This window comes from Mesorhizobium sp. WSM4808, assembly GCF_055811675.1.
Genome location: NZ_JBVVQX010000001.1, coordinates 328237 through 354037 on the forward strand (window position 1 = coordinate 328237; position 25801 = coordinate 354037).

A 25801-nucleotide genomic window follows, 5' to 3' on the forward strand; every position below is an offset into this window, starting at 1 on the left:
GTCACGACCTTCGCCAATCTCCAACGTTGAAAAAAAAGAGCCGGCGCGGACGCTGCCAATCTTCCCCCTTGAGGGGGAGAGGTCCGGCAGGACAGAGGGGGGCAGGCCTTGATACCAGCCTCCGGCTCTTATCAGCTCGCTAACGTCCGTGTTCATCAATCACTGACGTCGGGCCTTACTGCAACTTACGATAATAACGGTTTCGCGCTGGCCGACATTGCCGTCGCCGACGGCAAGGTCTCCAGCATTGCAGCGCATGACCGATCGAAAGCGCCTGCCGATGCGATCGACCTCGCCGGCCGTATAATCCTGCCATGCTTCGTCGACTGCCACACGCATATCGACAAGGGCCATATCTGGCCGCGAAAGCCCAATCCTGACGGCACGTTCTTGGGCGCGTTGAATGCCGCCGGTGCCGATCGCGTGGCACGCTGGAGGGCCGAGGATTTGGCACGGCGGATGGATTTTTCACTGCGCTGCGCCTACGCGCATGGCACCAGGGCGCTGCGCACCCACATCGACAGCGTCGCGCCGCAGGAGGAAATCTCCTGGCCAGTGTTCGAGACGATGCGCGAGGAATGGCGCGGCCGTATCGAATTGCAGGGCGCCTGTTTGCTCGGCATCGAAGGCGTGCGTGACAAAAAGTGGTTCGACAGGCTGGCAAAGAGGGTTGCCGCGGCGAAGGGCGTGCTCGGTGTCGTCACCTATATGGTGCCGGACCTCGAAGAACTGCTCGACCATGTCTTCGCGCAAGCCATCAAGCATGGCCTCGATCTCGATTTCCATGCCGACGAGACCGACGATATCTCCGCCATATCGCTGAAGAAGATCGCCGAAGCCGCTCTCTGGAGCGGTTTCGAAGGCAACATCCTCGTCGGCCATTGCTGCTCGCTCGCGCGCCAGCCGGACCTCGATGTGCTCGATACGCTGGACAAAGTGGCGAAGGCCGGGCTCGCCGTCGTCTCGCTGCCGATGTGCAATCTCTATCTGCAGGACCGGCGCGGCGACCAAACCACGCCGCGCTGGCGCGGTGTGACGCTGCTGCACGAGATGAAGGCGAGGGGCATTCCGGTGGCAGTCGCTTCCGACAACACGCGTGATCCCTTCTACGCCTATGGCGATCTCGACATGCTGGAGGTCTACCGCATGGCGACGCGCATCCTGCATTTGGACCATCCGGTCGCCGACTGGCCGCAAGCGGTCACCGCGACGCCGGCCAAGGTGATGCGGCTTGATGGCTTCGGCACGCTTGCCGCCGGCGGCGATGCCGATTTCATCGTGTTCAAAGGCCGAAGCTGGACGGAATTGCTCTCGCGACCCGAATCGGATCGCATCGTGGTGCGCGGCGGCAAGGCGATCGACCGGCAATTGCCCGACTATGCCGAACTCGACGAACTGATGGTGGGATAATGGACGTTTCGGCGCTCAAACGCGATCTTGACGGGCTCAAGGTCGACGACAACCCGGCCATCGTCCAGCAGAAGAGCCGTGACTTCTACTGGTACAGCCCGGTGCTGAAGCAGCAACTGGACCATGTCACCGGCGATCTGATCGTGACGCCAAGGAACGAGGCCGAACTGATCCGCGTGCTTGCCGCCTGTCACCGCCATGGCGTGCCGGTGACGCCGCGCGGCAGCGGCACCGGCAATTACGGCCAGGCGATGCCGCTCTCCGGCGGGGTCGTGCTCAACCTTGCCGAGATGAACGAGATCAAGTCGATCGCGCCAGGTCGCGTTGTGAGCGGACCGGGGGCCATCCTGGCCGATATCGACAAGGCAACGCGGGCGCATTCCGGGCAGGAACTGCGGCTGTCGCCGTCCACCTACAACACCGCTTCGATCGGCGGCTTCATCGCCGGCGGTTCGGGCGGCGTCGGTTCGATCAATTTCGGCGGCCTGCGCGATTTCGGCAATGTGCTGCGCCTGCGTGTGGTGACCATGGAGGCCGAACCGAAAGCGCTCGAACTCACCGGCGAGGATCTGCACAAGGTCACCCACGCCTATGGCACCAACGGCATCATATCGGAGGTCGAGATGCCGCTGACCGCGGCCTATGAATGGATCGATTTCATCGTCGGCTTCGACGCTTTCATGGATGTCGCCCGGTATGGCAATGCGCTGGCCTGCCAGGACGGTATCCTGACCAAGCTGATCACGCCGATAGCCGCACCCGTGCCGCAACTCTATTTCAAGCGGCATCAAAAGTTCCTGAAACAGGGGCAAAGCATTTGCGTCGTCATGGTGGCGCGGCACGGGCTGGACGCTTTCCTGGCCTTCACCCGCCGTGCCGGTGGCGAGGTGATCTACAATGCGGCCACGGCGACGCCGGACGAGAAAAAGGGCCTGCCGCCGGCCTATGAATTGGCCTGGAACCACACCACGCTGAGAGCGCTGCGCGTCGACCCTTCGATCACCTATCTGCAGTCGCTCTACCCCTTTCCCAACCAGCTGGCGCTGGTCGAGAAGATGGATGCGATGTTTCCCGGCGAGGTTTTTTCGCATCTGGAATTCGTACGGCTGGACGGCAACATCACCTGCTTCGGCCTGCCGCTGGTCAAGTTCACCACCGAAGCACGGCTCGACGAGATCGTGCGTCTGCATGAGGAGAATGGCTGCCCGATCTTCAACCCGCATCGCTACACGCTGGAAGAGGGCGGCATGAAGCAGACCGACGCGGTGCAGCTCGCTTTCAAGCGCGAGACCGATCCGCAAGGGCTCCTCAACCCCGGCAAGATGATCGCCTGGGAGAACCCGGACTATGATTATCGTTCGGGCCGGACATTCCTTTTCAAGGGGCTGCAGAGGGCAAGCTGATGACCAGCGTGTGGCGCTGCACCCCCCTCTGGCCTGCCGGCCATCTCCCCCTCAAGGGGGGAGATCAGATTGCCGCGCTGCTTTCGCTAACTATCAACGTCGCAGATAGGCAGCAACGCGGAAACCGCCAATCTCCCCCCTTGAGGGGGAGATGCCCGGCAGGGCAGAGGGGGGTGCCTCGCGCTGACCTGCAGGATGTCCTCCGATGAACATCCTCGTCCTTTACGCCCATCCGGTCGAGACCAGCTTCAATGCCGGCCTGCACCGCATGATCGTAGAGCGGCTGACAGCGGCGGGCCATGCGGTGGACGACTGCGATCTCTATGCCGAAGCGTTCGATCCGCGGATGACGCGCGATGAACGGCTGAACTATCATAACCAGCGCGGCGCCGCTGACGCTGCCGCGCCTTATGTCGAACGCCTGCTGCGCGCCGATGCGCTGGTGCTTTCCTATCCGGTCTGGAACTACGGCTTTCCAGCGATCCTGAAAGGCTTTTTCGATCGCGTCTTCCTGCCCGGCGTGTCGTTCAAATTGGTCGACGGCAAGGCGCAGCCGTCGCTGCACAACATACGCAAGGTTGCCGCGGTGACCACCTATGGCGGCAGCCGGTTCCGCGCCATGCTGATGGGCGATCCGCCACGCAAGCTGATCAAGCGCATGCTGCGCGCCACCGTAAAACCGGGCGCGCCTGTGAGCTACCTCGCGCACTACGCGATGAACCTGTCTACCGACCAAACGCGCAAGGCTTTCACGACCAAGGTCGCGGCCAGCATGGACGCCTTCTGATGCGTGCGCTGGTGGTCTACTGCCATCCGGTGCCGGACAGCTTCTGTGCAGCAATTCGCGACACTGCCATCGACGTGCTGATGCGACGAGGCTGGGAGGTGCGGCTGCTCGACCTCTACGCCGAGAAATTCGATCCGGTGATGGGCTGCGACGAGCGGCGCTCCTACAACGACCAGTCGCCGCAGGACCCGGCACTGAAGCCGCATTTCGAACTGCTCAACTGGGCCGAGGCGATCCTGTTCGTCTATCCGACATGGTGGTACGGACTGCCGGCGATGTTGAAGGGCTGGCTCGACCGGGTGTGGGCGACGGACGTCGCCTTCAAGCTGCCGGCCGGCAAGGGGCGGATCAAGTCGCTGATGACGCATGTGACCAAGGTCGGCGTCATCACAACCTGCGGCGCGCCGACCTGGTGGAGCGTCGTCGTCGGCCAGCCGGGACGCAAGACCCTGCTGCGCGGCATGCGGGCGCTGTGCGCGACGCGCTGCCGGACGTTTTTCCTGGCGCACTATTTGATGGATGCCTCGACGCCGGCAACGCGGGCGGCGTTTCTGGCGAAGGTGCGGGCGAAGTTGGAGCGGTTTTAGGGAATTAGCGTCCTTCTCCCCGTTTACGGGGAGAAGATGCCGGCAGGCAGATGAGGGGCAGCACGAACATTGCAGAGGTTGGCGCCGCCCCTCATCCGGCCCTTCGGGCCACCTTCTCCCCGTAAACGGGGCGAAGGAAGAGGGGTGCTACATCCTTGTCCGTTCTGACTTGGGATCATACATCGGCTTCAGCGACGCTTCCGCCGCAAAGCGCTCGCCGGCGATCTCGATCTCGTAGGTTGAGGCCAGTACATCCGCCTCGCTCTCGCCCTTGCAAGGCACATAGCCCAGCCCAACGGCGCCGCCGAGATGATGGCCGTAATTGCCAGATGTGATCGGGCCGACGATCTTGCCGTCGCGCAAGATCGCTTCGTTGTGGAAGAGCAGGGGCTCTGGATCCTTCAGGCGGAACTGGACGAGCCGGCGTGACAGGCCGGCTTCCTTCTTGCGCAGCACGGCATCGCGGCCGATGAAGTCGCCCTTGGCGGTCCTCACCGCGAAGCCAAGGCCAGCTTCCAGCACATTGTCCTCGTCGGTGATGTCGTGGCCGAAATGCCTGAAGGCCTTTTCGATGCGGCAGGAATCCAGTGTGTGCAGGCCGCAGAGTTTCAGGCCGACATCCGCACCTGCCTCCTCGATCGACTCGAAGACATGGGCCGCCTGGTCGGTCGAGACATAGAGTTCCCAGCCGAGTTCGCCGACATAGGTGACGCGGTGGGCGCGGGCCAGGCCCATGCCGATCTCGATTTCCTGGAACGTGCCGAACGGATTTTTATCATTGGAAAAATCGTTGGGGCTGACTTTCTGGATCAGCTTTCTCGCGTCCGGGCCCATCAGGCAGAGCACGCTTTCGGCCGCCGTCACGTCGGTGATGACGACGAACTCGTCGGCGACGTGCTTGCGCAGCCAAGCCAGGTCGCGCTGCAGCGTGGCGCCGGGGACGACGAGGAAGAAAGCCGTTTCCGACAGCCGCGAAACCGTCAGGTCGCTCTCGATGCCGCCGCGCTGGTTGAGCATCTGGGTGTAGACGATCTTGCCCGGCGCGACGTCCATGTCGTTGGCGCACAATCTTTGCAGGAAAGCGCAGGCGTCGCGGCCCTCGACACGGATCTTCCCGAACGAGGTCATGTCGAACAGACCGACGCCATTCCTGACCGCGAGGTGTTCTTCGCGCTGGTTGTCGAACCAGTTCTGGCGCTTCCAGGAATAGCGGTATTCGCGCTCCTGGCCCTCGCGGGCGAACCAGTTGGCGCGCTCCCAGCCGGCGACTTCGCCGAAAACGGCGCCGCGCGCCTTCAGATGCTCGTGCAGCGGCGAACGCCTGACATTCCTCGAGGTCGCCATCTGGCGGTAGGGGAAATGGTCGGCATAGAGCAGGCCGAGCGTTTCGGAGACGCGCTCCTTGAGGTAGCGGCGGTTCTTCTGGAACGGCTGTGCGCGGCGGATGTCGACTTCCCACAGGTCGAAGGGGGCTTCGCCATCGTTGATCCACTGCGCCAGCGCCATGCCGGCGCCTCCGGATGAGACGATGCCGATCGAATTGTAGCCGGTCGCCATCCAGTAGCCGGCCAGTTCCGGCGCCTCGCCGAGATAGTAGCGGTCGTCGGGCGTAAAACTCTCAGGACCATTGAAGAAGGTGTGGATGCCGGCGGTCGCCAGCATCGGCATGCGGTTGACGCCCATTTCGAGGATCGGCTCGAAATGCTCCATGTCCTCAGGCAGTTGGTCGAAGCAGAAATCCTCGCTTATGCCGTCCATGCCCCACGGCTTGGCCACCGGCTCGAAGGCGCCCAGCATCATCTTGCCGGCGTCTTCCTTGTAGTAGGCGCACTCATCGGGCACGCGCAGCACCGGCAGACGGGTGAGGCCGGGGATCGGTTCGGTGACGAGGTAAAAATGCTCGCAGGCGTGCAGCGGTATGGTGACGCCGTTCTGCGCTCCCAGTTCGCGGGCCCACATGCCGGCGCAGTTGACGACGATGTCGGCCTCGATCGTGCCTTGCTCTTCGCCTTGCGCCCAGGACACGCCGGTGACGCGGCCGGCCTTGCTGTGGACCTTGGTGACCTTGACATTCTCGACGATGGTGGCGCCGCGCTGGCGCGCGCCCTTGGCCAGGGCCATGGCGATATTGGCGGGGTCGCACTGGCCGTCGAGCGGCAGATGCACGGCGCCGACGACATCGGAAACATTGAGATGCGGGTACATCTCGCTGACTTCCCTGGGCGAAATCTCGCGGACATCGACATCGAAGGCACGCGCCAGCGATGCTTGCCTGTAGATCTCGTGCTTGCGCTCCTCGGTCACCGCCACGGTGATCGAACCGACCTGGCGCATGCCGGTGCCGACCTCGGTCTCGGCTTCCAGCTTGACGTAGAGGTCGGCGGAATATTTCGCCAGCCGCGTCATGTTCTGCGAGCCGCGCAGCTGGCCGATCAGGCCGGCGGCATGCCATGTCGTGCCCGACGTCAGCTGTTTGCGTTCGAGAAGCACGATATCGGTCCAGCCAAGCTTGGCCAGGTGATAGGCGACCGAACAGCCGGAAACGCCGCCGCCGATGATGACCGCCCTTGCTTTGGCGGGAACTGCCTTGGCGGTCATGCTGCCTCGCGACGGTAGCTGGAAGCAAAGCGGCGCAGACGGAGTGCAGCTTCCTGCAGCACCGGTTCGGGCTGGCAGAGACTGATGCGAATGTGGCCGGCGGCCGCCTCGCCGAAGCTGGAGCCGGGCATGACGCCGACCTTTTCCTTGTCGAGCAGGGCCCAGGCGAATTTCTCATCGTCCGGTTCGACGGCCGAGATGTCGAGCATGACATACATGCCGCCCTCCGAACCGCGCACGGTCACGTCGTTCATGCCCCGCACGGCGTCGAGCAAGACGGTGCGGCGTGCCGCGTAACGTTCGGCGATCTCTTTGACGCCGTAACGGTTCTCCAGCGCCTCGGAACAGGCGATCGAGATGAAGGCCGGCAGGCCGTAGGTCGTCACCAGATTGAGATTGATCATGAGCGTGATCATCTCCTCCGGTCCCGTCAGCCAGCCCATGCGCCAGCCGGTCATGCCGTGGCTTTTGGACATCGAATTGATGACCAGCGTACGCTCGGCCATCCCTGGCAGCGAGCGCGGCGAGACGTGCTCGCCGCCGCCGAGCGTCCAGTAGACTTCGTCCGACAGCAGCCAGAGATCGTGCTCCCGGCAGACTTCTGCCAACTGCTCCAGCCGCTCGCGCGAATAGACAGCACCGGTCGGATTGTTCGGCGTGTTGATCAGGATGGCGCGCGTGTTCGGCCGGATTGCCGCGCGGATCATGTCGGCACGTGGCTGGAAGCCATCCTCGGCCGGTGTCTCGACGACTGTGAAGTCAGCGCCCGCGGCGCTGAACGTGTTGGGATAGGTGGCGTAGTAGGGCGCCACGACGATGGCGTGGTCGCCCTGGTCGAGCACGCCCTGCACAGCGGCGTAGAGTGCGGCCTGTCCGCCCGGCGTGGCGATCACCTGATCCGGCGACGTCTCGACCCCGGTGCAGGCGCTCGAGGCCGCCGCCATCGCCTTGCGCAGGCGCGGCAGGCCGGGAAGCGGGGTGTAGTGATGATTGCTGCCGCGAACCGCGGTCACACAGGCTTCGATCGTCTGCGAAGGCGTGTCGAAATCATGGTCACCGACCGACAGCATGATGATGTCTTCGCCGGCCTCCTTGCGCGTCCAGGCGGCGAAATGGACTTCCCAGCCGTCCTTGCCCGAAGGCACGATGCCGGAAATGCGCGATGATGGTCTAGGCATGCAAAACTCCCGAAATTTCGTAGCCGGCCTGTTCGAGCCGGTCGCGCAGAGCGGCGATGTGCGGTGGTCCGACTTCGCAGCAGCCGCCAACGATGCTTGCCCCAGCCTCGACCCAGCCGATCGCCTGGTCGGCATAGGCATCCGGGCCAAGGTCGTGACGAGCGTGCAGCACATCGACGGTGCCGCCGTGCTTGAGTGCTTCGGTTGACGTGAAGCCATTGGCGTAGGCGCCGACCGGGCCGCCGAGGTCGATCAGTTCAGGCAAAGCCGCGGCGATTGCTTCCGGCCGGCAGCAATTGACCAGCCGCGCGGCGACTGCCAGGCCGTCGAGCGCGCTTGCCGCGGCGGCTATTGCTTCGCCGCTGCGCAGCCGCGGCTTGCCGTGGTCGGCCAGCGTCCACGACACCCATACCGGCTTGCCGCTTTCCGATGCCGCGGTGACCGCCGCGCGGGCTTCGTCCGCCGACGCCATGGTTTCACACAGGAACAGGTCGACGCCATCGGCCTGCTCGGCAACGATGCGGCGGTAAATATCGAGCGTGGCCTCGAAGGAAATGGTCAGTGCCGGTGCATAGCTGCCGAAAAGCGGCGATAGGCAGCCGGCGATGGCTGCATCGCCGGCCTCGTCGCGGGCCTGCCTGGCCAATTCGATGCCGCGCTTCTGCAACGGCTTGAAAAGGTCTTCCGCACCTTCACGCGCCAGGCGTTCGGGCGTTGCCGAATAAGTGTTGATGGTGATGACGCGAGCGCCGGCGCGAATGAATTCCGCGTGCAGGTCGCGCACCAGATCAGGTTCGTCGATCAGCACCCTGGCCGACCATAGCGGCGTCGGCTCGGATTTGCTGCGGCGGACCAGTTCCTGGCCCATGCCGCCATCGGTGAGGATGATTTTCTTCATGCGCGCAGCCTTTCGTTCTTCGGATCCCACAGCGGTTCATCCTTCTGCACGATCGCCTGAAAGCGGTCACCGAAGATTTCGACCTCGACTGATGTGCCTGGCTCGGCCAGATCGGCGCGCAGCATGCCGAGCGCGATCGACTTGTCGACCCGGTGGCCCCAACCGCCGGACGTCGTCTCGCCGACGATCTTGCCGTCATGCCACAGCGTCGACACCGAAGGGGCGTCGCAGTCGCCCGGGTTCTCTATAACCAGCGTGACGAAGCGCTTCTTCACGCCTTGCTGCTTTTCGTTCTGGAGTGCAGCCTTGCCACGGAAATCGGGCTTGTCCCATTTGACGAAGCGCTCCAGCCCCCCCTGCAGGATCGAATAGTCGGTCGACAGGTCGCCCTTCCAGGTGCGGTAGCCTTTTTCAAGCCTGAGCGAATCCAACGCATACATGCCGAATGGCTTCAGCCCATGCTGCTGGCCTGCCGCGCAGACGGCGTCGAAGATGGCGGCGGTGTCGTCCACCCTGGTGTGGATTTCCCAGCCGAGTTCGCCGGCGAAGGAGACGCGCACAAGCTTCGCCCAGCGGCCGGCGATCTTGGTTTCCTGATGCGTCAGCCATGGCAGAGTGAGGTCGGCTTCGCAGACATCAGTGAGGATTTTTCGCGAGTTCGGGCCGGCCAGGATCTGGGTCGAGAATTCCTCGGTCCGGTCGATCAGCCTGAACGGCGCATCCTTGGGCATGCGCGACTTCAGCCATTCGAAATCATGCCACTGCGCGACCGCCGCGGTGATCAGCGTCATCAGGTTGTCGTCGTGGCGAACCACGGACATTTCGGTGACGATGCGGCCCTTGTCGTCGGCGAAATAGACGAGACCGAGGCGGCCGGGCTTCGGCACCAGGCCGGTGACCTGCAGGCTCAGCCATTCGGCGGCACCGGGACCGTCGAGGTTGAAGCGCGAGAAGCCCGGCAGGTCCAAAATGCCGGCGGCGTCGCGCACGGCCAGGCACTCCTCGCGCACGCGATGATGCCACGGTCCGTCGCGGCGGAAGGTCAGCGTGGCTTCCTCGGAAATGTCATCGCCGTCTTGTGCGTACCAGGTGGCACGCTCCCAGCCATTGTAGGCGTCGAAGCGGCCGCCGAGCGCCTTGATGCGATCGTGGATCGGCGACAGCTTGCGGTCGCGGCCTTCCGGCCAGGCATGGCGCGGGAACTGGATCGCGTATTCGTTGCCGTAGATCTCCATGCCCTTGGCGAGGCAGTAGTCCGGCGCCGAGGCAAAGGAGGTGAAGCGGCGCGGGTCGCACGACCACATATCCCATTCGGTCTGGCCCTCTGTCACCCATTCGGCCAGCACCTTGCCGGCGCCGCCACCCTGGGCAATGCCGAAGGTGAAGACGCAGGCCTCGAAGGCGTTGGGAACGCCGGGCATCGGGCCGATCAGCGGGTTGCCGTCCGGCGTGTAGGGGATAGGCCCGTTGATCACCTTGGACAGGCCGGCGGTGCCAAGGATCGGCACGCGGGCGACGGCATCGGCCAGGTAATGTTCCAGCCGGTCGAGGTCGTCGGGGAACAATTGAAAGGAAAAATCCTCCGGCATCGGGTCGTTGTGGGTGGCCCAATGCGCGCGGCAATTGCGCTCATAGGGACCGAGATTCATGCCGTTCTTCTCCTGACGCAGATAGTAGGAGGTGTCGACGTCGCGCAGCAGCGGCAGTTTCTTGCCCTGTTCCTTCGACCATGCCGCCAGCTCGGGGATCTCCTCGAACAAAATGTACTGATGGCTCATCACCATCATCGGCACGTCGCGGCCGAACATCCGGCCGACTTCGGCGGCGCGGTAGCCGGCGGCATTGACGACGATCTCGCAGCGGATCTCACCTTGCGCCGTCTCGACCACCCACTCGTCGTTCTCGCGGCGCACGCCTGTGACCGGGCAGAAGCGGATGATCTTCGCGCCCATGTCGCGCGCGCCCTTGGCCAGCGCCTGGGTGAGCTGCGCCGGATCGATGTCGCCGTCGCTCGGGTCGTAGAGCGCGCCTTTCAAATCATGCGTCTCGATGAAGGGATAGCGGCGCTGGATCTCGTCGACGCCGACGATGTCGATGTCCATACCCTGGTAGCGGCCCATGCCCTTGGCGCGCTGAAATTCCTGCATGCGCTCTTTCGTGTGGGCAAGGCGCAGCGAGCCGGTGACGTGATAGTTCATGGGATAGTCGACTGCGTCGGCCAGCCCGCGATAAAGCTCGGTCGAATAGCGCTGCATGTTCATCAGCGACCAGGACGAGGAGAAAGTCGGCACGTTGCCGGCGGCATGCCAGGTCGAGCCCGAAGTCAGCTCGTTCTTTTCCAAGAGCACGCAGTCGGTCCAGCCCGCCTTGGCGAGATGGTAGAGCGCGGAAGTGCCGACGGCACCGCCTCCGATGATCACCACGCGCGCCGTGCTCGGCAAACCCGCCATGTTCTTCTCCAAACTTGAACTCAATAGACGGGTGGTGAAACCACCCAGATGACAATTGCAGGCTCCGCGCCCGGATTGCGCCAGCGGTAAGGCTTGCCTTCAAAGCGAAAGGAGTCGCCTTCGCCAAGCCGATGCCAGACACCTCCGATCTCGATGTCGAACAGCCCGGAGGCGACGTATCCAGCTTCCTCGGTCGGCCGCTGCGCCTCGGCCTTCAGTTCCGCGCCCGGCGCGAAGACCGAACGCACCATCTCGAAGCTACCGCCGAGATCGGGCGACAGAAGCTCCTCCACCAGGCCGGATTCGCTTGTGCCAAGCGTGCGGCGCCTGCCAGCGCGCACGACCACGCCGCGCTCGCTTTCGACAGGTACGTCATGGCTGAAGAACAGGCTGATCGGCACGCCGAACAGTTCGGCGAAGGCTCGGAGGTCACCGAGCGATGGCGTCGACAGACCGCGCTCGACCTGGCTGACCCAGCCGACCGAACGGCCAAGCTTCGAGCCGATCTCGGCGAGTGTCAGCGCGCGCGCCTTGCGCAGGGCCCTGATATCGCCGGCCAGCACGCGTTCGTCAGGTACCTGCAATGTTCTAGCGGTAGTCGAAGGCAAAGCACTCACTTTATGAAAAAATCTGGCCAAATTTCATGAGAAGTCAAGCTCATGAAAAAATCAAGTAGATTTTCACGGATGCACAAGATTTGCTTGCGCGATTTTGACGGTTCATGCAAAGGCTCCGCCGAGAGCGGCGAGTGGGGACGTCCGATCGAGACAAAGGGTAAGGGACGGCCCATGCTGGAAAATAACCCCCGAATTCCGGGCGATGCCGAGATTGTCGACGAGGCGATCCTGTCGCGCCGTTCGGTGCGCGCATTCCTGCCCGACATGGTCGACGACGAAACCATCCGCGCCATTCTGTCGGTTGCGGCGCGTGCCCCATCCGGCACCAACATGCAGCCATGGAAGGTCTATGTCACCAAGGGCGAGAGCAAGCAGCGGATATCAGACGCCATTCTCAATTCCGGCATTCGCGCTGAAAAAGCTGATTGGGACGAGTACCGGTATTATCCCACGCAGTTCTTCGAGCCGTATCTGACCCGCCGCCGCGCCAACGGTTTCGGCCTCTATGGCGCGCTCGGGATCGGTCGTCGCGAGGTCGACAAGATGCGCGCCCAGCACGACCGCAACTTCGTCTTCTTCGACGCCCCGGTCGGCATGATCTTCACCATCGACCGCCGCCTCAACCAGGGCTCATGGATCGACTACGGCATGTTCCTGCAGAACATCATGGTCGCAGCAAGAGGCAGGGGTCTGCACACCTGTCCGCAGGCGGCCTTCGCGCCCTATCACCGGCAGATCAGGCCGGTGCTCGACATTCCGGACGAAGAGATCGTCGTCTGCGGCATGGCGGTTGGTTACGAAGATACGTCAAAACCTGAGAACGCCTTCCGCACCGACCGCGTGCCGCTTGAAGAGTGGGTCACGTTCAGCGAATAAGCCAGCCAGCCTCATTCGGTGTTCATCTGTGCGCCGTGGCCACTGACATGGGCACCGTCCTGTGGCGTCAGCTTGAGGTAGGCAAGCAGCGCGCAGAGTGTGATGATGCCCTCGATGACGAACAGGATGCGGAAATCGTCGGCGACGGCCGCACCGCCGCCGGCCAGAAATGACAATGCCGCCGCAGCCAGGCCGACGCTGATCGCCACCGCCAGCTGCCACAATATGTAATAGAGCGCGCTGAAGCGGGCGAGCTGCTCGGGCGCGATGTCGGAATAGGCGAGATTGCCGGTCGAGGCCCATTGCGCGGAGCGGAAGACGCCGAAGACGAAGATGTAGGTCAGCACGATCCACACCGGCGTCGTCGCCTGCATCAAGGCGAAGCCGGCGACCATCACGGCGACGATCGGGGTGTTGTAGACCAGCACGCGGCGAAAGCCGAAACGGTTGAGGACACGCGGCATGAAGAAGCGCATGGCCACGGAGCCGACCGCGGCGACGAAGGTCAGCGATCCCGCCTGCACCGCGCTCATGCCGAAGCCGAGCTGGAACATCAAGGGCAGCAGGAACACCACCGAGCTGAGGCCGATCGTGTCCAGCCCGCCGCCGGTGAGGAACGAAATGCGGAAGGTACGGATGCGCAACAGCTTGAGATCGAGCAGCGGATTGCGCACGCGCAGGCAGTAGAACGAGGCGATGGTCAGGATGACCAGCGCCAGCGCCAGTTCTGCGGCGATGATGCCGCCCGCGGCATCCTTGGCAGCAAGCGAATCCATGCCGAAGACGAGCAGCACCATGCCGCTGCCGACCAGCAGGAAGCCCGGAAAATCGAACGGCGTGCGCACGGGCTTGGTCATCGTCGGAAACAGCGAGGCGGCAAGAATTGCCGCGGCCAGCGCGAACGGCACGTTGATGAAGAAGATCCAGCGCCAGGAAATGTAGGTGGTCAGCGCGCCCCCGACGAGCGGGCCGACCAGCGGTCCGGACTGGCCGGCGAGCGAGATGTACATGTTGATCTTCAGCGTTCGGCTGCGCGGAAAGGTCGACAGGATGACGACTTGGCCGAGCGTGCCCATCAAGGCGCCGCCGAAGCCTTGCAGCGCGCGGGCGCCGACCAGCATCCAGATGTTGTCGGACAGCCCGCAGAGCGCCGACGAGGCGGCGAACACCAGCAAGGCAAAGCAGTAGACGTTGCGCAGTCCGAAGCGGTCGGCGGCCCAGCCGCCAAGCGGCATCGAGATGATCAGGCTGGCGACATAGACGGTAATCAAGAGGCCGAGCTGGCTGGGCGGACGGCCGAGACTTTCGCTGATGCCCGGCAGCGCGGTTACCACGACATTCTGATCGAGGCTGGTCATGAACACGCCGCAGGCAACCGTCAGCGGCAGCAGGAGCAGGGCTCTGGCCGGCACATCGGCGCGATCCGTGGCGCCGGCGGATAGTTCTGCGGTCATGGAGATGTTCGAACCAAACGAATGTGCCGACTCTTGAAGAAGGGATTTCATATCCCTCGGGCCGGTTGGGCGGCCACGTTTTCGCACCATGGGCGCCGGCGGCCCGATTCTCTAGCGGCAGAAGCGGCTGGCGTTGATGCCAGATGTGGGCAACGCGGCCATCCGGCCGCGCCGCCTACTGCACCTCGTAGCCGACTTCCTCGCTGGCGTGGCAGAGCGCCTTCCAGAACGAGCGTGCAAACGAGCGGAAGACATAGATGTCGAACTGGTCGGCGCTGGTGCGCTGGATCTGGGCGAAGATGTCGTGATGGGTGGTCGAACGGCCGGCGCCGACCGGAAAGGCCGGCAGCGCGAAGTCGATGGCGAAGAATTTCGCCAGCACCCATTCGGCCTTCGGCCCGGCAATGCGGATGGCGGTGCGGCCGTGCGAGAGGTCGGTCACGGTGCCAATGGCGGGGGTCACCACTTTGGCAAAGGCCGCGGCCAGGCCTTCGGCTTCATCGGCGACGGTGAACTTTCCCGGCGCGAAGCCGAACACCGATTTCACGCCGTCGCTCAAGCCGCCGCCGGCGCCATCGGGCAGGGCAAGCCCGGTGACGGTGCGGATGGCTGCTATCAGCTTCTTCTCCTCGCCGGGCCACGCGGCGAGCTGCACGATCGAGCCCGGCCTTGTCTCGGTCAGGATGATCTCGACGCCGTGCTCGAAATTGCCGTGCGAGCCGACATGGAATTCAGGCTCAAGCGGCGACAAGGGTTCGGGTGATTGGCGCTCAACCATGCATGCGGCTCCCGTCCGGATCGAAGAAGTGGTTGGAGACGATTTCGACCGGTCCGAACCGGTTGCGCAAGGGATCGGAGACATGAGCGCGCGTGCCCTGCCGTGCCTTGCCGCCCTTGACCAGCGCCAGCGCGATATGCTTGCCGAGCGCCGGTGAATAGCAGCAGGCGGTGATGTGACCGATCGAGCCGTGCGGATTGGCCTCGTCAACCTCCTCGACGATGTGCGCGCCGCCATTGAACGGTAGGTTGTCGAGGGCGATCAGGCCGACCAGTTCCAGGCGATCAGACGCGATCAGGCCTTCGCGATCCATCATCGCCGAGCCGATGAATGGCTTCTTCTTCGACAGCATCCAGTCGAGATGCAGGTCGCGCGCCGTGGTACGGCCATCGATCTCGGCGCCGGTCACATGGCCCTTTTCGATGCGCATCGTGCCCAGCGCTTCAAGCCCGTAGGTGACCAGCCCGAACGGCTTGCCTGCTTCAACAAGCGCTTCCCACACATGGGTGCCGTACCCGGCGCCGGAATAGACCTCGAACGCCATTTCACCCGAGAAGGACAGCCGGCAAATCATCACCGGCACGCCTGATATTTCGCCACGTACGATACCCATGAAGGGCAAGGCGGCGTTGTCGACCGATGTGCCGGTGACACAGGCGGCGAGGATCTGCCTGGCCTTCGGCCCGCCGATCGCGGCCCCCGCCCATTCGTCGGTCACCGAGGTGACGTGGACTTTCAGCTCCGGCCAGATCACGTCGAGGAAATATTCCAGATGCTGCATCACCTTGCCGGCATTGGCCGTGGTGGTGGTCATCAGGAAATCCTGCTCGCCAAGCCGCCAGGTGGTGCCGTCGTCGAAGGCAAGGCCGTCCTCGCGCAGCATCAGGCCGTAACGTGCCTTGCCGACGGCCAGCGTCGAAAACATGTTGGTGTAGACACGGTCGAGGAATGCGGCGGCGTCGGGGCCCTGCACGGCAATCTTGCCCAATGTCGAGACATCGACGATCCCGGCGCTTTCGCGTGTCGCCTTGGCTTCGCGCACATAGGCCTGCTCGACCGTTTCGCCTGCATGGCCGTAGATCATCGGGCGATACCAGAGGCCCGCTGAATACATGGTCGCGCCGTTGGCCAGATGCCAATCATGCATCGGGGTCAATCGTTCGGGCTTGAGATCGCCAAAACGTTCCGCCGCCAGCGAGCCGATCGACACCGGCGCGAAGGGCGGCCGGAAGCGTGTCGTGCCGACGTCGGGGATCGGCTTGCCCAGCGCTTCGGCCATGATGGCAAGGCCGGGGACGTTGGAGCTCTTGCCCTGGTCGGTCGCCATGCCGAGCGTGGTGTAGCGCTTCAGATGCTCGACCGAGACGAAGCCCTCGCGGTGGGCCAGCCGCACATCCTCTGCCGTGACGTCGTGCTGGAAATCGACGAAGCTCTTGCCCTTGGCCCTGATCTCGAACACCGGTGCCGGATCAGGATCGCCGGGCACGGCTTCCACCACCGGCAATACAGAAGGCGCGCTGGGGCCACCGGCTGCGGCAAGGCCCGCGGCGCGGCCTTCGGCGATGGCTTCGGCGGTGGAGAAACTGCCGGTGAAGGCGCCGGCACCGATCCAGCTCTGTGTTGGCTTCGGCGGCAGGAAGGCCTGCCGCGCGGCATTCCATTCCGCCTTGGCGCCGGCCTGGCTGGCCAGATGGATGGTCGGCGACCAGCCGCCGGACATCAGCAGGCAATCGGCGTGGATACTGCGGGCATCACCTATGAGTGCGCCATTGGCCATATCGAAGCGTTGCAGTTTGAGGCCGGACAGCGCCTTTCCGCCTTCGGTGGCGACGACGGCATGGCCAGCGAAGATCTCGGCCTCGGCTTCCGCAGCCAGCTTGCGCATCTCCGGCGAAAGTTCCGGCCTGACATCGGCGATGGCGACGACCGCGGCACCGGCCTTCTTCAAGGCGACGGCCGCCCGATAGGCGCTGTCATTGTTGGTGAACAGCGCGATCCGCTCGCCCGGTAGCACGCCGAATTCGTTGGCATAGCGCTCGGCTGCATGCGCCAGCATCACGCCTGGCAGGTCATTTCCGGGGAACACGAGCGGCCGCTCGAACGCACCGGTGGCCAGGACCACGGATTTGGCACGGATCGCCCAATAGCGATGGCGCGGCTCGCCCTTGCCTGGCTGATCCTTGTGATCGCTGACCCGTTCGAGCGCGGCAAGCGTGTTGTTGTCGTAATAACCCCACACCGTGGTGCGCGGTAGAAGCCGGACATTGTCGCGGCCTGCGAGCTGGGCGACCGCGCGCCGCGCCCAGTCGGCGGCAGGCGCGCCATCGATGCTTTCCCCGGACCAGTTGGCCGAACCGCCGAAAAGCGGCTCGAGATCGGCCAGCATGACGCGCGCTCCCTGATCGGCGGCGGTCCTGGCGGCCATCAGGCCGGCCGGCCCCGAGCCGACCACCAGCACGTCGCAAAAGGCGTTCATGCGCTCGTAGCGGGCCGGATCCTTCGCCGTTCCGGCGCTGCCGAGACCGGCGGCGCGGCGGATGAAGTGTTCGCAGAACATCCAGAAGCGTGTGCCTTTGAGCGGCCCAAACACCGGTCCCATGAAGGTCTTGTAGTAGAAGCCGGCCGACAGGATGTTGCCGCCGAGCTGGTTGACGGCGTTGATGTCCCAGGCAAGCGAGGGAAAGCGGTTCTGGCTGATGGCAACCAGGCCGTCATGGATCTCGACCATGGTCGCCGGAATGTTGGGTTCACGAACCTCGCCCTTCAGCACCGTCACCAGCGCGTTGGGTTCCTCGACGCCGGCTGTGAGCAGGCCGCGCGGGCGGTGGTATTTGAACGAACGTCCGTAAAGCGTGACGCCCTTGGCCAGCAGGGCCGACGCCAGCGTGTCGCCGGCATGGCCGGTGTAGGCCGTGCCGTCGAAGGTGAAGCGGATGGTTTTCAGCCGGTCGATGCGGCCGCCGGTATCGGCGCGGCGCGGGCTCATGCCTTGTCCTCCGCCTTGCGGCGCGCGGCGGAGCCATGATCGCCGCGCCCTTGATGATCACCGCGCACGAAGGCAACGCTGGAAATCTCATGCGTCAGCGTGTTGCGCACGACGCGCAGATGCGCGCGGCAGCCGCCGGAATGCTGCCAAATCTCGTTGTGATCCCCGGTCGGGTTCAGCCTGTCATAGACATAGGCATTCCACGCCTCGAGATTCTGAGAGGCAGGATCGGGACGCTCGCGGTTGCCGTCACCCTGATAGGTGAACTCGATGACGTCGCGCGGACCGCAATAGGGGCAAGTGATCAACATTGAACTCTACCTAATGCCTAATGCAGCCGGGGGTTTGCACCCTGGCCCTTGTCGTCGATCACCAGGCCGCGGTGGAAGCGGTCGAGGGTGAAGGGGGCGTTGAGATCGTGCGGCTGGTCCTTGGCGATGGTCCAGGCGAAGCACCAGCCGGAAGCCGGCGTCGCCTTGAAGCCGCCATAGCACCAGCCGCAGTTGAGATACATGCCGGGCAGGGGGCCGGTGGTGATGATCGGCGAGCCGTCCATCGACATGTCGCAGACGCCGCCCCAGGAGCGCAGCATGCGCACGCGCGCAAGGCCCGGAAACAGCGCCAGCATTTCGCTCATCACCTCGTCGACGACAGGCAGATTGCCGCGCTGGGCGTAGCTGTTGTAGCCGTCGATGTCGCCGCCATAGATGAGGCCGCCCTTGTCCGACTGCGACATGTAGAAATGGCCCATGCCGAAGGTGACGACGGTATCGATGAAGGGTTTCAGCGATTCCGTCACGAAGGCCTGCAGCACATGGCTCTCGATCGGCATCGTCTCGATGCCGGCCATCTGCATGACCCGTCCGGTGCTGCCGGCGACCGCCACGGCCACCTTCCTGGCGCGGATGTCGCCGCGCGACGTGGTGACGCCTGATATACGGTCGCCATCGCGCAGAAAGCCGGTGACCTCGCAATTCTCGATGATGTCGACGCCACGCCGGTCGGCGCCACGCGCATAGCCCCAGGCCACCGCATCGTGGCGGGCGGTGCCGGCGCGGCGCTGCATCAAGCCGCCGACCACCGGGAAGCGCGCGCTTTCGGAGACATCGAGCGCCGGGATCAGACGTTTGATCTCAGCTTTCGTCATCAGTTCGGCGTCGACGCCGAGATGGCGCATGGCGTTGCCGCGCCTTGCATAGTCGTCGAACTGGGCCGGCGTGTGCGCTAGGTTCAGGCAGCCGCGCTGCGAGAACATGACGTTGTAGTTGAGCTCATGCGAGAGGTTCTCCCACAGCTTCATCGAGTGTTCGTAGAAGCGGGTGTTGGCCGGCAGCAGGTAGTTCGAGCGCACCGCCGTGGTGTTGCGGCCGACATTGCCGGAACCGAGCCAGCCCTTTTCCACAACGGCGACATTGGTGATGCCGTGTTCCTTGGCAAGATAATAGGCGGTCGCCAGCCCATGACCGCCGCCACCGATGATGATGACGTCATAGGACGCCTTCGGGTCAGGCTTGCGCCATGCCGGCTTCCAATCCTTGTTTCCCTTGAGCGCGTTCGCGAGCAGCGAAAAGGCCGAGTACTCTGCCATTGATGTCATCCGGTTCGGGCGATGCGGCAGACTATAGAGCAGGCCGCACCCGCAAAGCCAATATTGCGCCATCGCCTTTCGACTGGCCGACGCTTGAGATGGATCGATGGGGGTGAGTGATTTGTTGGCGCCAATGATCGGATGGGCTCGCTATACGACGGCTTGCCCCATGATAGGGCCGTCTTTATCAAGGGCAGGCTTTTCAAATTGCCTTTGCCGCAGATGAGTCGCCAACAAATCATGCTTTTCCGATTGCTTCGTCTCATTTTGCTCCTCGCGCTTGTCGTTTCGGCGCCGATGTCGTTCGACGCGGCTGCACAAGGGCTCGGCCAGGCGCCCGCCGGACTGGTCGCCGATCAGCAGAAGATCATCCAGGACCTGACGACCAAGACCGACAATTTCGAGAAGCAGATCCAGCAGGACGCCGAGGAGGATAGCAGCCTTGTCGATATCCGCCTGCAGCTCGAGGAGTTGTCTCGGCAATCGCTGAACAGCGCACTGGCCTTCCGCACGCGTCTTGGCGAGATCAACGGCCGTCTTGAGCAGCTTGGCGCGGCACCTGCGGCGGGCCAGCCGCCGGAGCCCGACATCGTCAGCGGCGAACGCCAGGCGCTGGTGTCGGAAAAGGCCGAGATCAATGCGGTCATCTCGCAGGCCCAGGCCCTGTCGATCCGCATCAGCGGGCTGATCGATAAGATCGGCAATATGCGCAGCGAGTTGTTCCGCAACCTTTTGACCAAACGCTACGTGCTGTCGGATGCGCTGAGCCCGCAGGTGTTCTCCGACGCCCAGGACGAATACACCAATCTGTACAAGGCGGTGTCTTCCTGGCTGAGCTTCGCTTTCAAGTTCAAGTTCCAGGCCATCCTCGCAGCGACCTTCGTGGCGCTCGGGCTGGCGCTGGTGCTGCTGGTCGGCGGCAGGCGGCTGTTCGGGAGGGTGTTCGAAGCCGATCCCTCCAATGAAGACCCGTCCTATCTCAGCCGCTTGTCGGTGGCTTTCTGGTCAACCTTGCTGCCAACGCTGGCGGTTGCCGCCTTTCTGGGATCGACGATTTTCTTCTTCAATTATTACAATGTGTTGCGCGGTGATATTGGCCTGTTCCTCAATGCATTGGCGACCGCCATCGGCGTGGTGTTCTGCGTCAACCGGCTGACCAATGCGGCGCTGGAGCCGCGGCTGCCGAACTGGCGCCTTATCCCGGTTGAAACGGGGCCGGCGCGCTGGCTGGTGCGCCTGACCACCGCCATGGCCGTGGTCATCAGCGTCAACACCTTCCTGTCGGTGATCAACGACAAAATGGGCTCGCCGCTGTCATTGACCATTGCCCGCAGTTTCGGCGCAACCATCATCGTCGGCGTCATCCTGATCCTGATGGCGATGCTGAGGCCATTCAAGGCGCGTGATGGAAGTTGGCGGCCGTGGCCGGCATGGCTGCGCTATACGGCGCTTGCACTCGGTCTTTTCACCATCGTCGCGGCGCTGCTTGGTTACATCGGCCTCGCTCTGTTCGTTTCGCTGCAGGTCGTCGTTACCGGCACCGCGCTGATCACCGCCTATATCGGTTTCCTGTCGGCACAGGCGATCGGCGAGGAGGGTGCTTTCGCCAACACGACCGTCGGGCGCTGGCTGTCGGCCAAATCCAGCTACGAGGATACGGCCCTCGACCAGCTAGGCCTTGTCGTCAGCGTTGCCATCAATGTGATGATCGTGCTGGTGTTCCTGCCGCTGATCCTGCTGATGTGGGGTTTCCAGCTGGGCGATATCCAGGCTTGGGCCTACAAGCTCGCAACCGGGATCAACATCGGGTCGGTGACCATTTCGGTGACCGGCATCCTCTCCGGCATCGTCGTCTTCATCATAGGCTATTTCCTGACGCGCTGGTTCCAGGGCTGGCTCGACGGTTCGGTGATGGCGCGTGGCAAGGTCGATACCGGCGTGCGCAACTCGATCAGGCTGGCGGTCGGCTATGCCGGCGTCGCGCTCGCGGCACTGGTCGGGATCTCGGCGGCGGGCATAGACCTGTCCAGCCTGGCGCTGGTCGCCGGCGCTCTTTCCCTCGGTATCGGCTTTGGCCTGCAGAACGTGGTGTCCAATTTCGTTTCCGGCCTGATCCTGTTGGCCGAGCGACCATTCAAGGTGGGCGACTGGATCGTTGCCGGCGATGTCAGCGGCACAGTCAAGAAGATCAGCGTGCGCGCCACCGAGATCGAAACCTTCCAGCGGCAATCGGTGATCCTGCCCAATTCGAACCTGATCAACAACGCCGTCGGCAACTGGACGCACCGCAACAAGCTCGGCCGCGTCGACATCAAGGTCGGCGTCGCTTACGGCAGCGACGTCAAGCAGGTTCATGCCGTCCTGCTGGAGATCGCCCGCAGCCACCCGATGGTGCTGAAGAACCCCGAACCCTTCGTGCTGTTTTCCAATTTCGGCCCTGCCGCCCTGGAATTCGAGATCCGCGTGTTCCTGGCCGATGTGATGAATGGCAACATCGCGCAGAACGACATCCGTTTTGCCGTCCTCGAAAAATTCAGCAGCGAACACATCGAGATGCCCTCGACGCCGCGCGCCGTGGTCGAGGCCCATAAGCCCAAGGCGTGGCCGACAGACGACGACAAGATCGAGGCCGACTTCGTCGAACAGGAGCAGATAAAGGCCGAAGCCGAGGCGGAGAAGAGGCGGCTGGTCAAGTCCCGCAAAACCAAGAAGCCAGATCCGGACTAAGCTGGGACTCCGTCGACCTTGATCCTGCCGGAACCGATTGCGGCATGAATGCGGCATTCAGTTGCGGTTCAGCTTCCATCTCCTATAAGCTCCCATGCAAAGGCGAAATTGCCTTGCGAAATGCAACAGAGGCGGTGGGAACACCGATATTGCACCATGTGGAAGTCTCTCGTCGCTGCCGTCGCCCTGGTCGCCGCCATCGGCTCGGTCCATGCCGCAAGCGCGGTCAACAAGGACGCCGAGACCCGCACGCTGGTCGTGACCGAGGGCGGCAGCAAGACCGACCTCGCGCTGGCTGGTGGCGAAACGGTTGAGTTCTGCCCGAATGGCTGTTTCGTCACCTTGCCGAACGGCGACCTCGAAGCTCTGACCGGTTCGGAAACCATCGAAATCTCGGGCGGCGTCGCCCGAATCAAGTAATTCCGGTTGCATATCTTGAGGGCCGGGCATTTGCTCGGCCTTTTATTGTTTCCGGTAGCAGTTGCTTAACAATGACGCCGGAAATACCGTCACGGCAGCCGTCTGCAACCGGGCGTTTTAACGTTCGCTACGCCATCGCCCGCTATACCAGCCTCAAGACGCCGGAAAGCGGCGCGCAACTCTACGCGGGCAGGGCAGAACGGACATGGATGCGCGGTCGGACAGGAACGCAATACCGCTTGCGGTCGATCTCGACGGCACGCTGATCGCGACCGATCTGTTGTGGGAAGGGCTGTTCATCCTTCTCAAGAAGAACCCGCTCTATATCTTCCTGGTACCGTTCTGGATCGCCGGCGGGCCGGCGCGGCTGAAGCAGGCAATCGCGCAACGCATCGACATCGATCCGGCATCGCTGCCCTATCGCGAAGTGCTGCTTTGCCGCCTCCGGACCGAACACGCCGAGGGCCGCAAGATCGTGCTGGCAACCGGTACGCCGCGCAAGTTCGCCGACGCCATCGCGGCCCATCTCGGCATTTTCGACCAGGTGCTGGCCACCGATGGTCTCGCCAATCTCACCTCGGGCAGGAAGCGCGCTTCGCTGATCGCAGCCTATGGCGATGGCGGTTTCGACTATGCCGGCAACAGCCGTCACGATCTCCAGGTCTTCGATGCAGCGCGCAACGTCATCGTCGTCGCGCCCGACCGCCATGCCGCGCGCTGGCAGGCAGCGCATGGCGCCGAGACGATGCCGGCGCCGAAGCCGACTTTGCGGACCATCGTCAAGATGCTGCGTGTCCATCAGTGGCTGAAGAATTCGCTGATCGCAGTGCCGATGGTGCTCTCGCATGAATATTTCAACACCGACATGATCTGGCAATGCCTGCTGGCATTCGTCTCGTTCAGTGCGGTGGCGTCGGCCATCTACATCCTCAACGATTTCTTCGACCTCGCGCTCGATCGCAAACACCTCACCAAGCGCAACAGGCCGTTCGCCAGCGGTGCGCTGTCGATCCCGTTCGGACTTGGCGCAATCGCGGTGCTTCTGGCGATCGGCATCGGCACCGGGCTGTTCCTGTCGCCCGAATTCATGGCTGTGCTCGGCGGCTATATGGTCGTCACGACGGCCTATTCGCTGTCGTTCAAGCGCATGCTGCTGGTCGATGTGCTGACACTCGCCGGCCTCTACACGATCCGCGTCCTGGCCGGTGCGGCGGCGACCGGCGTCGACGTCTCGTTCTGGCTGCTGGCCTTCTCTATCTTCTTCTTCCTGTCGCTGGCGCTGGTGAAGCGCTTCGTCGAACTGCGCACCACCGCCATTCCGCCTGGCGAGCGCATTGCCGGCCGCGGCTATCGCACCGAAGACCAGGAGATCGTCGCCCAGGCCGGCATGGCTTCGGCCTTCTCCTCGGCGCTGGTGCTGGCGCTCTACATGGACAGTGTCGCGGTGCGCGAGCTCTATCCGCATCCATGGCTGATCTGGCCGCTGGCACCGATCGTGCTTTATCTCACCATGCGCGTCTGGATCCTGGCGCGCCGCAACGAGATGCATGACGATCCGGTCGTCTTCATCATCCGCGACTGGCGCAGCCAGATCGTTGTGCTGATCGGTGCAGTGATGCTGGTCATCGGGGGCTGGTAGGCATGGCCACTGAGCGGTTCCCGAGCTTTGGCCTTGCTACGCCGCCGGCGCCGCGCGCCATCGGTGCCGACGAGGCTATCTCGCTGCTGAAGGGCGGTCAGGCCAAGCCAGCGTCACTGCTTGCCTATGGCAATGGCCGCTCCTACGGCGATTCCTGCCAGAACGCGGCCGGCGCGGTCGTCGACATGCGCTCGCTGAACCGGATTCGTGCCTTCAACGCCGAAACCGGTGTTCTCGAGGCGGATGCCGGCGTGCTGTTGTCCGACATCATCGCCCACGCTGCCCCACACGGCTTCTTCCCGGCGGTTGTGCCCGGCACCCAATTCGTCACGCTGGGTGGCGCCATCGCAAACGACGTGCATGGCAAGAACCATCATCGGCGCGGGACATTCGGCTGCCATGTCGAGAGCTTCACGCTGCTCAGGTCCGACGGAAAGACCCACCGCTGCTCGGCCTCGGACAATGCGCGGCTGTTTGCGGCAACGATCGGCGGCATGGGGCTGACCGGCCTCATCCTGTCGGCCTCGATCCGGCTGATGCGGGTGCATTCGCTCGACATCGTCGAAAAGGCGACCCCGTTTCGCGATCTCTACGAATTCTTCGGTTTGGCCGAGGCGGCCGATCAAGCCAATGAATATGCGGTCGCCTGGATCGACCAGTTGGCCGATGGCCGCAACAGCGGTCGCGGCCTGCTGTTCACTGGTAATCACGCCGAGCACGGCTCGCATGCCGCCTCGCGCGCCGGTGGCAATTTCTCGGTGCCGGTCCAGCCGCCATTCAATGTGCTCAACCGGCCGTTCCTGACCGCCTTCAACGCTGCCTACAGGTGGAGGAAGAGCCGGGCAACGGTGCCGCGCCAGGCCGGATATCAGGGCTTCTTCTTCCCGCTCGACGGCGTGCGCGACTGGAACCGGCTTTATGGGCCGAAAGGGCTTTTCCAGCACCAGAGCGTGGTGCCGGAAGAGACGGCGCGCGAGGCCGTGCCGGCATTGCTGGCGGCTGCAAGGCAAGCAGGGCAGGGCTCGTTCCTCACCGTGCTGAAGCGCTTTGGCTCCATCCGCTCGCCGGCACTGCTGTCGTTCCCGCGCCCTGGCTACACGCTGACGCTGGATTTCCCCAACAGGGGTGCCGCGACACTGACATTGCTGCGGGAACTCGACCGCATCACGGTCGAGGCCGGCGGCGCGGTCAATCCATACAAGGACGCCCGCATGGCCGCCGAGATATTCGCCTCGTCCTTTCCCGAATGGCAGCGGCTGGAAGCGCTCCGCGACCACGCCTTCATGTCTGACTTCTGGGCGCGCACCGCGAAGAGGTTGGATGCGCGACGAGGCTCGGTCGAGGCGGCCGAATAGATAAAACTCGAATAATTCCTGGTTAATTGATGCTTAATAACGCGATTTAC

The 25801-nt window shown here is 63.6% G+C and carries 19 protein-coding genes; 9 read left to right on the forward strand and 10 right to left on the reverse strand.

Annotation, left to right across the window (positions count from 1 at the left end; genetic code table 11):
• The first annotated feature begins 108 nt into the window (after positions 1-108).
• The 4 genes from AC0L2U_RS01545 to AC0L2U_RS01560 all read left to right on the forward strand — a co-directional run bounded on the left by AC0L2U_RS01545 (position 109) and on the right by AC0L2U_RS01560 (position 4187).
• A complete protein-coding gene (locus AC0L2U_RS01545) occupies positions 109-1410 on the forward strand; it encodes a cytosine deaminase (protein ID WP_127810146.1) in 1302 nt (433 codons plus the stop codon).
• A complete protein-coding gene (locus AC0L2U_RS01550) occupies positions 1410-2813 on the forward strand; it encodes an FAD-binding oxidoreductase (protein ID WP_292701659.1) in 1404 nt (467 codons plus the stop codon). The genes AC0L2U_RS01545 and AC0L2U_RS01550 overlap by 1 nt, the downstream gene beginning before the upstream one ends.
• A gap of 205 nt (positions 2814-3018) precedes the next feature.
• On the forward strand, positions 3019-3600 hold the full coding sequence (locus AC0L2U_RS01555) for an NAD(P)H-dependent oxidoreductase (RefSeq protein ID WP_164895588.1): 582 nt from the start codon (positions 3019-3021) through the stop codon (positions 3598-3600).
• A complete protein-coding gene (locus tag AC0L2U_RS01560) occupies positions 3600-4187 on the forward strand; it encodes an NAD(P)H-dependent oxidoreductase (protein ID WP_127810149.1) in 588 nt (195 codons plus the stop codon). Before AC0L2U_RS01555 ends, AC0L2U_RS01560 begins: the two co-directional genes overlap by 1 nt.
• 147 nt (positions 4188-4334) lie before the next feature.
• Here the strand turns inward: AC0L2U_RS01560 and AC0L2U_RS01565 are convergent, their stop codons facing one another.
• From AC0L2U_RS01565 to AC0L2U_RS01585, 5 genes are read right to left on the reverse strand one after another with little or no spacing between them, the layout of a single operon-like run.
• Positions 4335-6785 carry a GcvT family protein gene (locus AC0L2U_RS01565; protein WP_127810150.1) on the reverse strand — a complete coding sequence of 817 codons (2451 nt, stop codon included), beginning with the start codon at positions 6783-6785 and terminating at the stop codon, positions 4335-4337.
• Positions 6782-7963: a pyridoxal phosphate-dependent aminotransferase gene (locus tag AC0L2U_RS01570; RefSeq protein ID WP_027034771.1), complete on the reverse strand. Its 1182-nt coding sequence runs from the start codon at positions 7961-7963 to the stop codon at positions 6782-6784. Before AC0L2U_RS01570 ends, AC0L2U_RS01565 begins: the two co-directional genes overlap by 4 nt.
• Positions 7956-8861, reverse strand: a complete 906-nt coding sequence (locus AC0L2U_RS01575; RefSeq protein WP_473601310.1) for a homocysteine S-methyltransferase family protein — start codon at positions 8859-8861, stop codon at positions 7956-7958. Before AC0L2U_RS01575 ends, AC0L2U_RS01570 begins: the two co-directional genes overlap by 8 nt.
• Positions 8858-11311 (reverse strand): GcvT family protein, encoded by a 2454-nt coding sequence (locus AC0L2U_RS01580; RefSeq protein ID WP_127810152.1) that lies wholly within the window; start codon positions 11309-11311, stop codon positions 8858-8860. The genes AC0L2U_RS01575 and AC0L2U_RS01580 overlap by 4 nt, the downstream gene beginning before the upstream one ends.
• A 20-nt stretch (positions 11312-11331) precedes the next feature.
• Positions 11332-11895: a helix-turn-helix domain-containing protein gene (locus AC0L2U_RS01585; RefSeq protein ID WP_127810153.1), complete on the reverse strand. Its 564-nt coding sequence runs from the start codon at positions 11893-11895 to the stop codon at positions 11332-11334.
• Positions 11896-12099: 204 nt separating this feature from the next.
• Here AC0L2U_RS01585 and AC0L2U_RS01590 point away from each other — a divergent pair, with 204 nt between their 5' ends.
• The gene (locus AC0L2U_RS01590) at positions 12100-12804 is read left to right on the forward strand and encodes a nitroreductase (RefSeq protein ID WP_164873834.1); all 705 of its coding nucleotides are present in this window, start codon (positions 12100-12102) and stop codon (positions 12802-12804) included.
• An 11-nt stretch (positions 12805-12815) separates the two neighbouring features.
• Here AC0L2U_RS01590 and AC0L2U_RS01595 read toward each other — a convergent pair whose 3' ends face one another.
• From AC0L2U_RS01595 to AC0L2U_RS01615, 5 genes are all read right to left on the reverse strand, one after another.
• Positions 12816-14258, reverse strand: coding sequence for an MFS transporter (locus AC0L2U_RS01595; protein ID WP_128364131.1), 1443 nt, complete (start codon positions 14256-14258; stop codon positions 12816-12818).
• Positions 14259-14433: 175 nt separating this feature from the next.
• Entirely contained in the window at positions 14434-15036 is a 603-nt protein-coding gene (locus AC0L2U_RS01600; protein ID WP_127398087.1) for a sarcosine oxidase subunit gamma, read from the reverse strand.
• Positions 15029-18022, reverse strand: coding sequence for a sarcosine oxidase subunit alpha (locus tag AC0L2U_RS01605; protein WP_473601311.1), 2994 nt, complete (start codon positions 18020-18022; stop codon positions 15029-15031). The genes AC0L2U_RS01600 and AC0L2U_RS01605 overlap by 8 nt, the downstream gene beginning before the upstream one ends.
• Positions 18019-18333, reverse strand: coding sequence for a sarcosine oxidase subunit delta (locus tag AC0L2U_RS01610; RefSeq protein WP_127399427.1), 315 nt, complete (start codon positions 18331-18333; stop codon positions 18019-18021). Before AC0L2U_RS01610 ends, AC0L2U_RS01605 begins: the two co-directional genes overlap by 4 nt.
• Positions 18334-18350: 17 nt before the next feature.
• Complete coding sequence (locus AC0L2U_RS01615; protein WP_128287887.1) at positions 18351-19610, reverse strand: sarcosine oxidase subunit beta; 1260 nt, start codon at positions 19608-19610, stop codon at positions 18351-18353.
• A 240-nt stretch (positions 19611-19850) separates the two neighbouring features.
• On the opposite strand from AC0L2U_RS01615, the gene AC0L2U_RS01620 reads away from it, so the two are divergent.
• The 4 genes from AC0L2U_RS01620 to AC0L2U_RS01635 all read left to right on the forward strand — a co-directional run bounded on the left by AC0L2U_RS01620 (position 19851) and on the right by AC0L2U_RS01635 (position 25751).
• On the forward strand, positions 19851-22337 hold the full coding sequence (locus tag AC0L2U_RS01620) for a mechanosensitive ion channel family protein (protein ID WP_473601313.1): 2487 nt from the start codon (positions 19851-19853) through the stop codon (positions 22335-22337).
• 156 nt (positions 22338-22493) lie between these two features.
• A complete protein-coding gene (locus AC0L2U_RS01625; RefSeq protein WP_164748978.1) occupies positions 22494-22757 on the forward strand; it encodes a hypothetical protein in 264 nt (87 codons plus the stop codon).
• Between the two features lie 205 nt (positions 22758-22962).
• The gene (locus AC0L2U_RS01630; RefSeq protein WP_473601314.1) at positions 22963-24396 is read left to right on the forward strand and encodes a UbiA family prenyltransferase; all 1434 of its coding nucleotides are present in this window, start codon (positions 22963-22965) and stop codon (positions 24394-24396) included.
• A gap of 2 nt (positions 24397-24398) precedes the next feature.
• Positions 24399-25751: an FAD-binding oxidoreductase gene (locus tag AC0L2U_RS01635; protein WP_127810158.1), complete on the forward strand. Its 1353-nt coding sequence runs from the start codon at positions 24399-24401 to the stop codon at positions 25749-25751.
• The last annotated feature ends 50 nt before the right edge of the window (positions 25752-25801 follow it).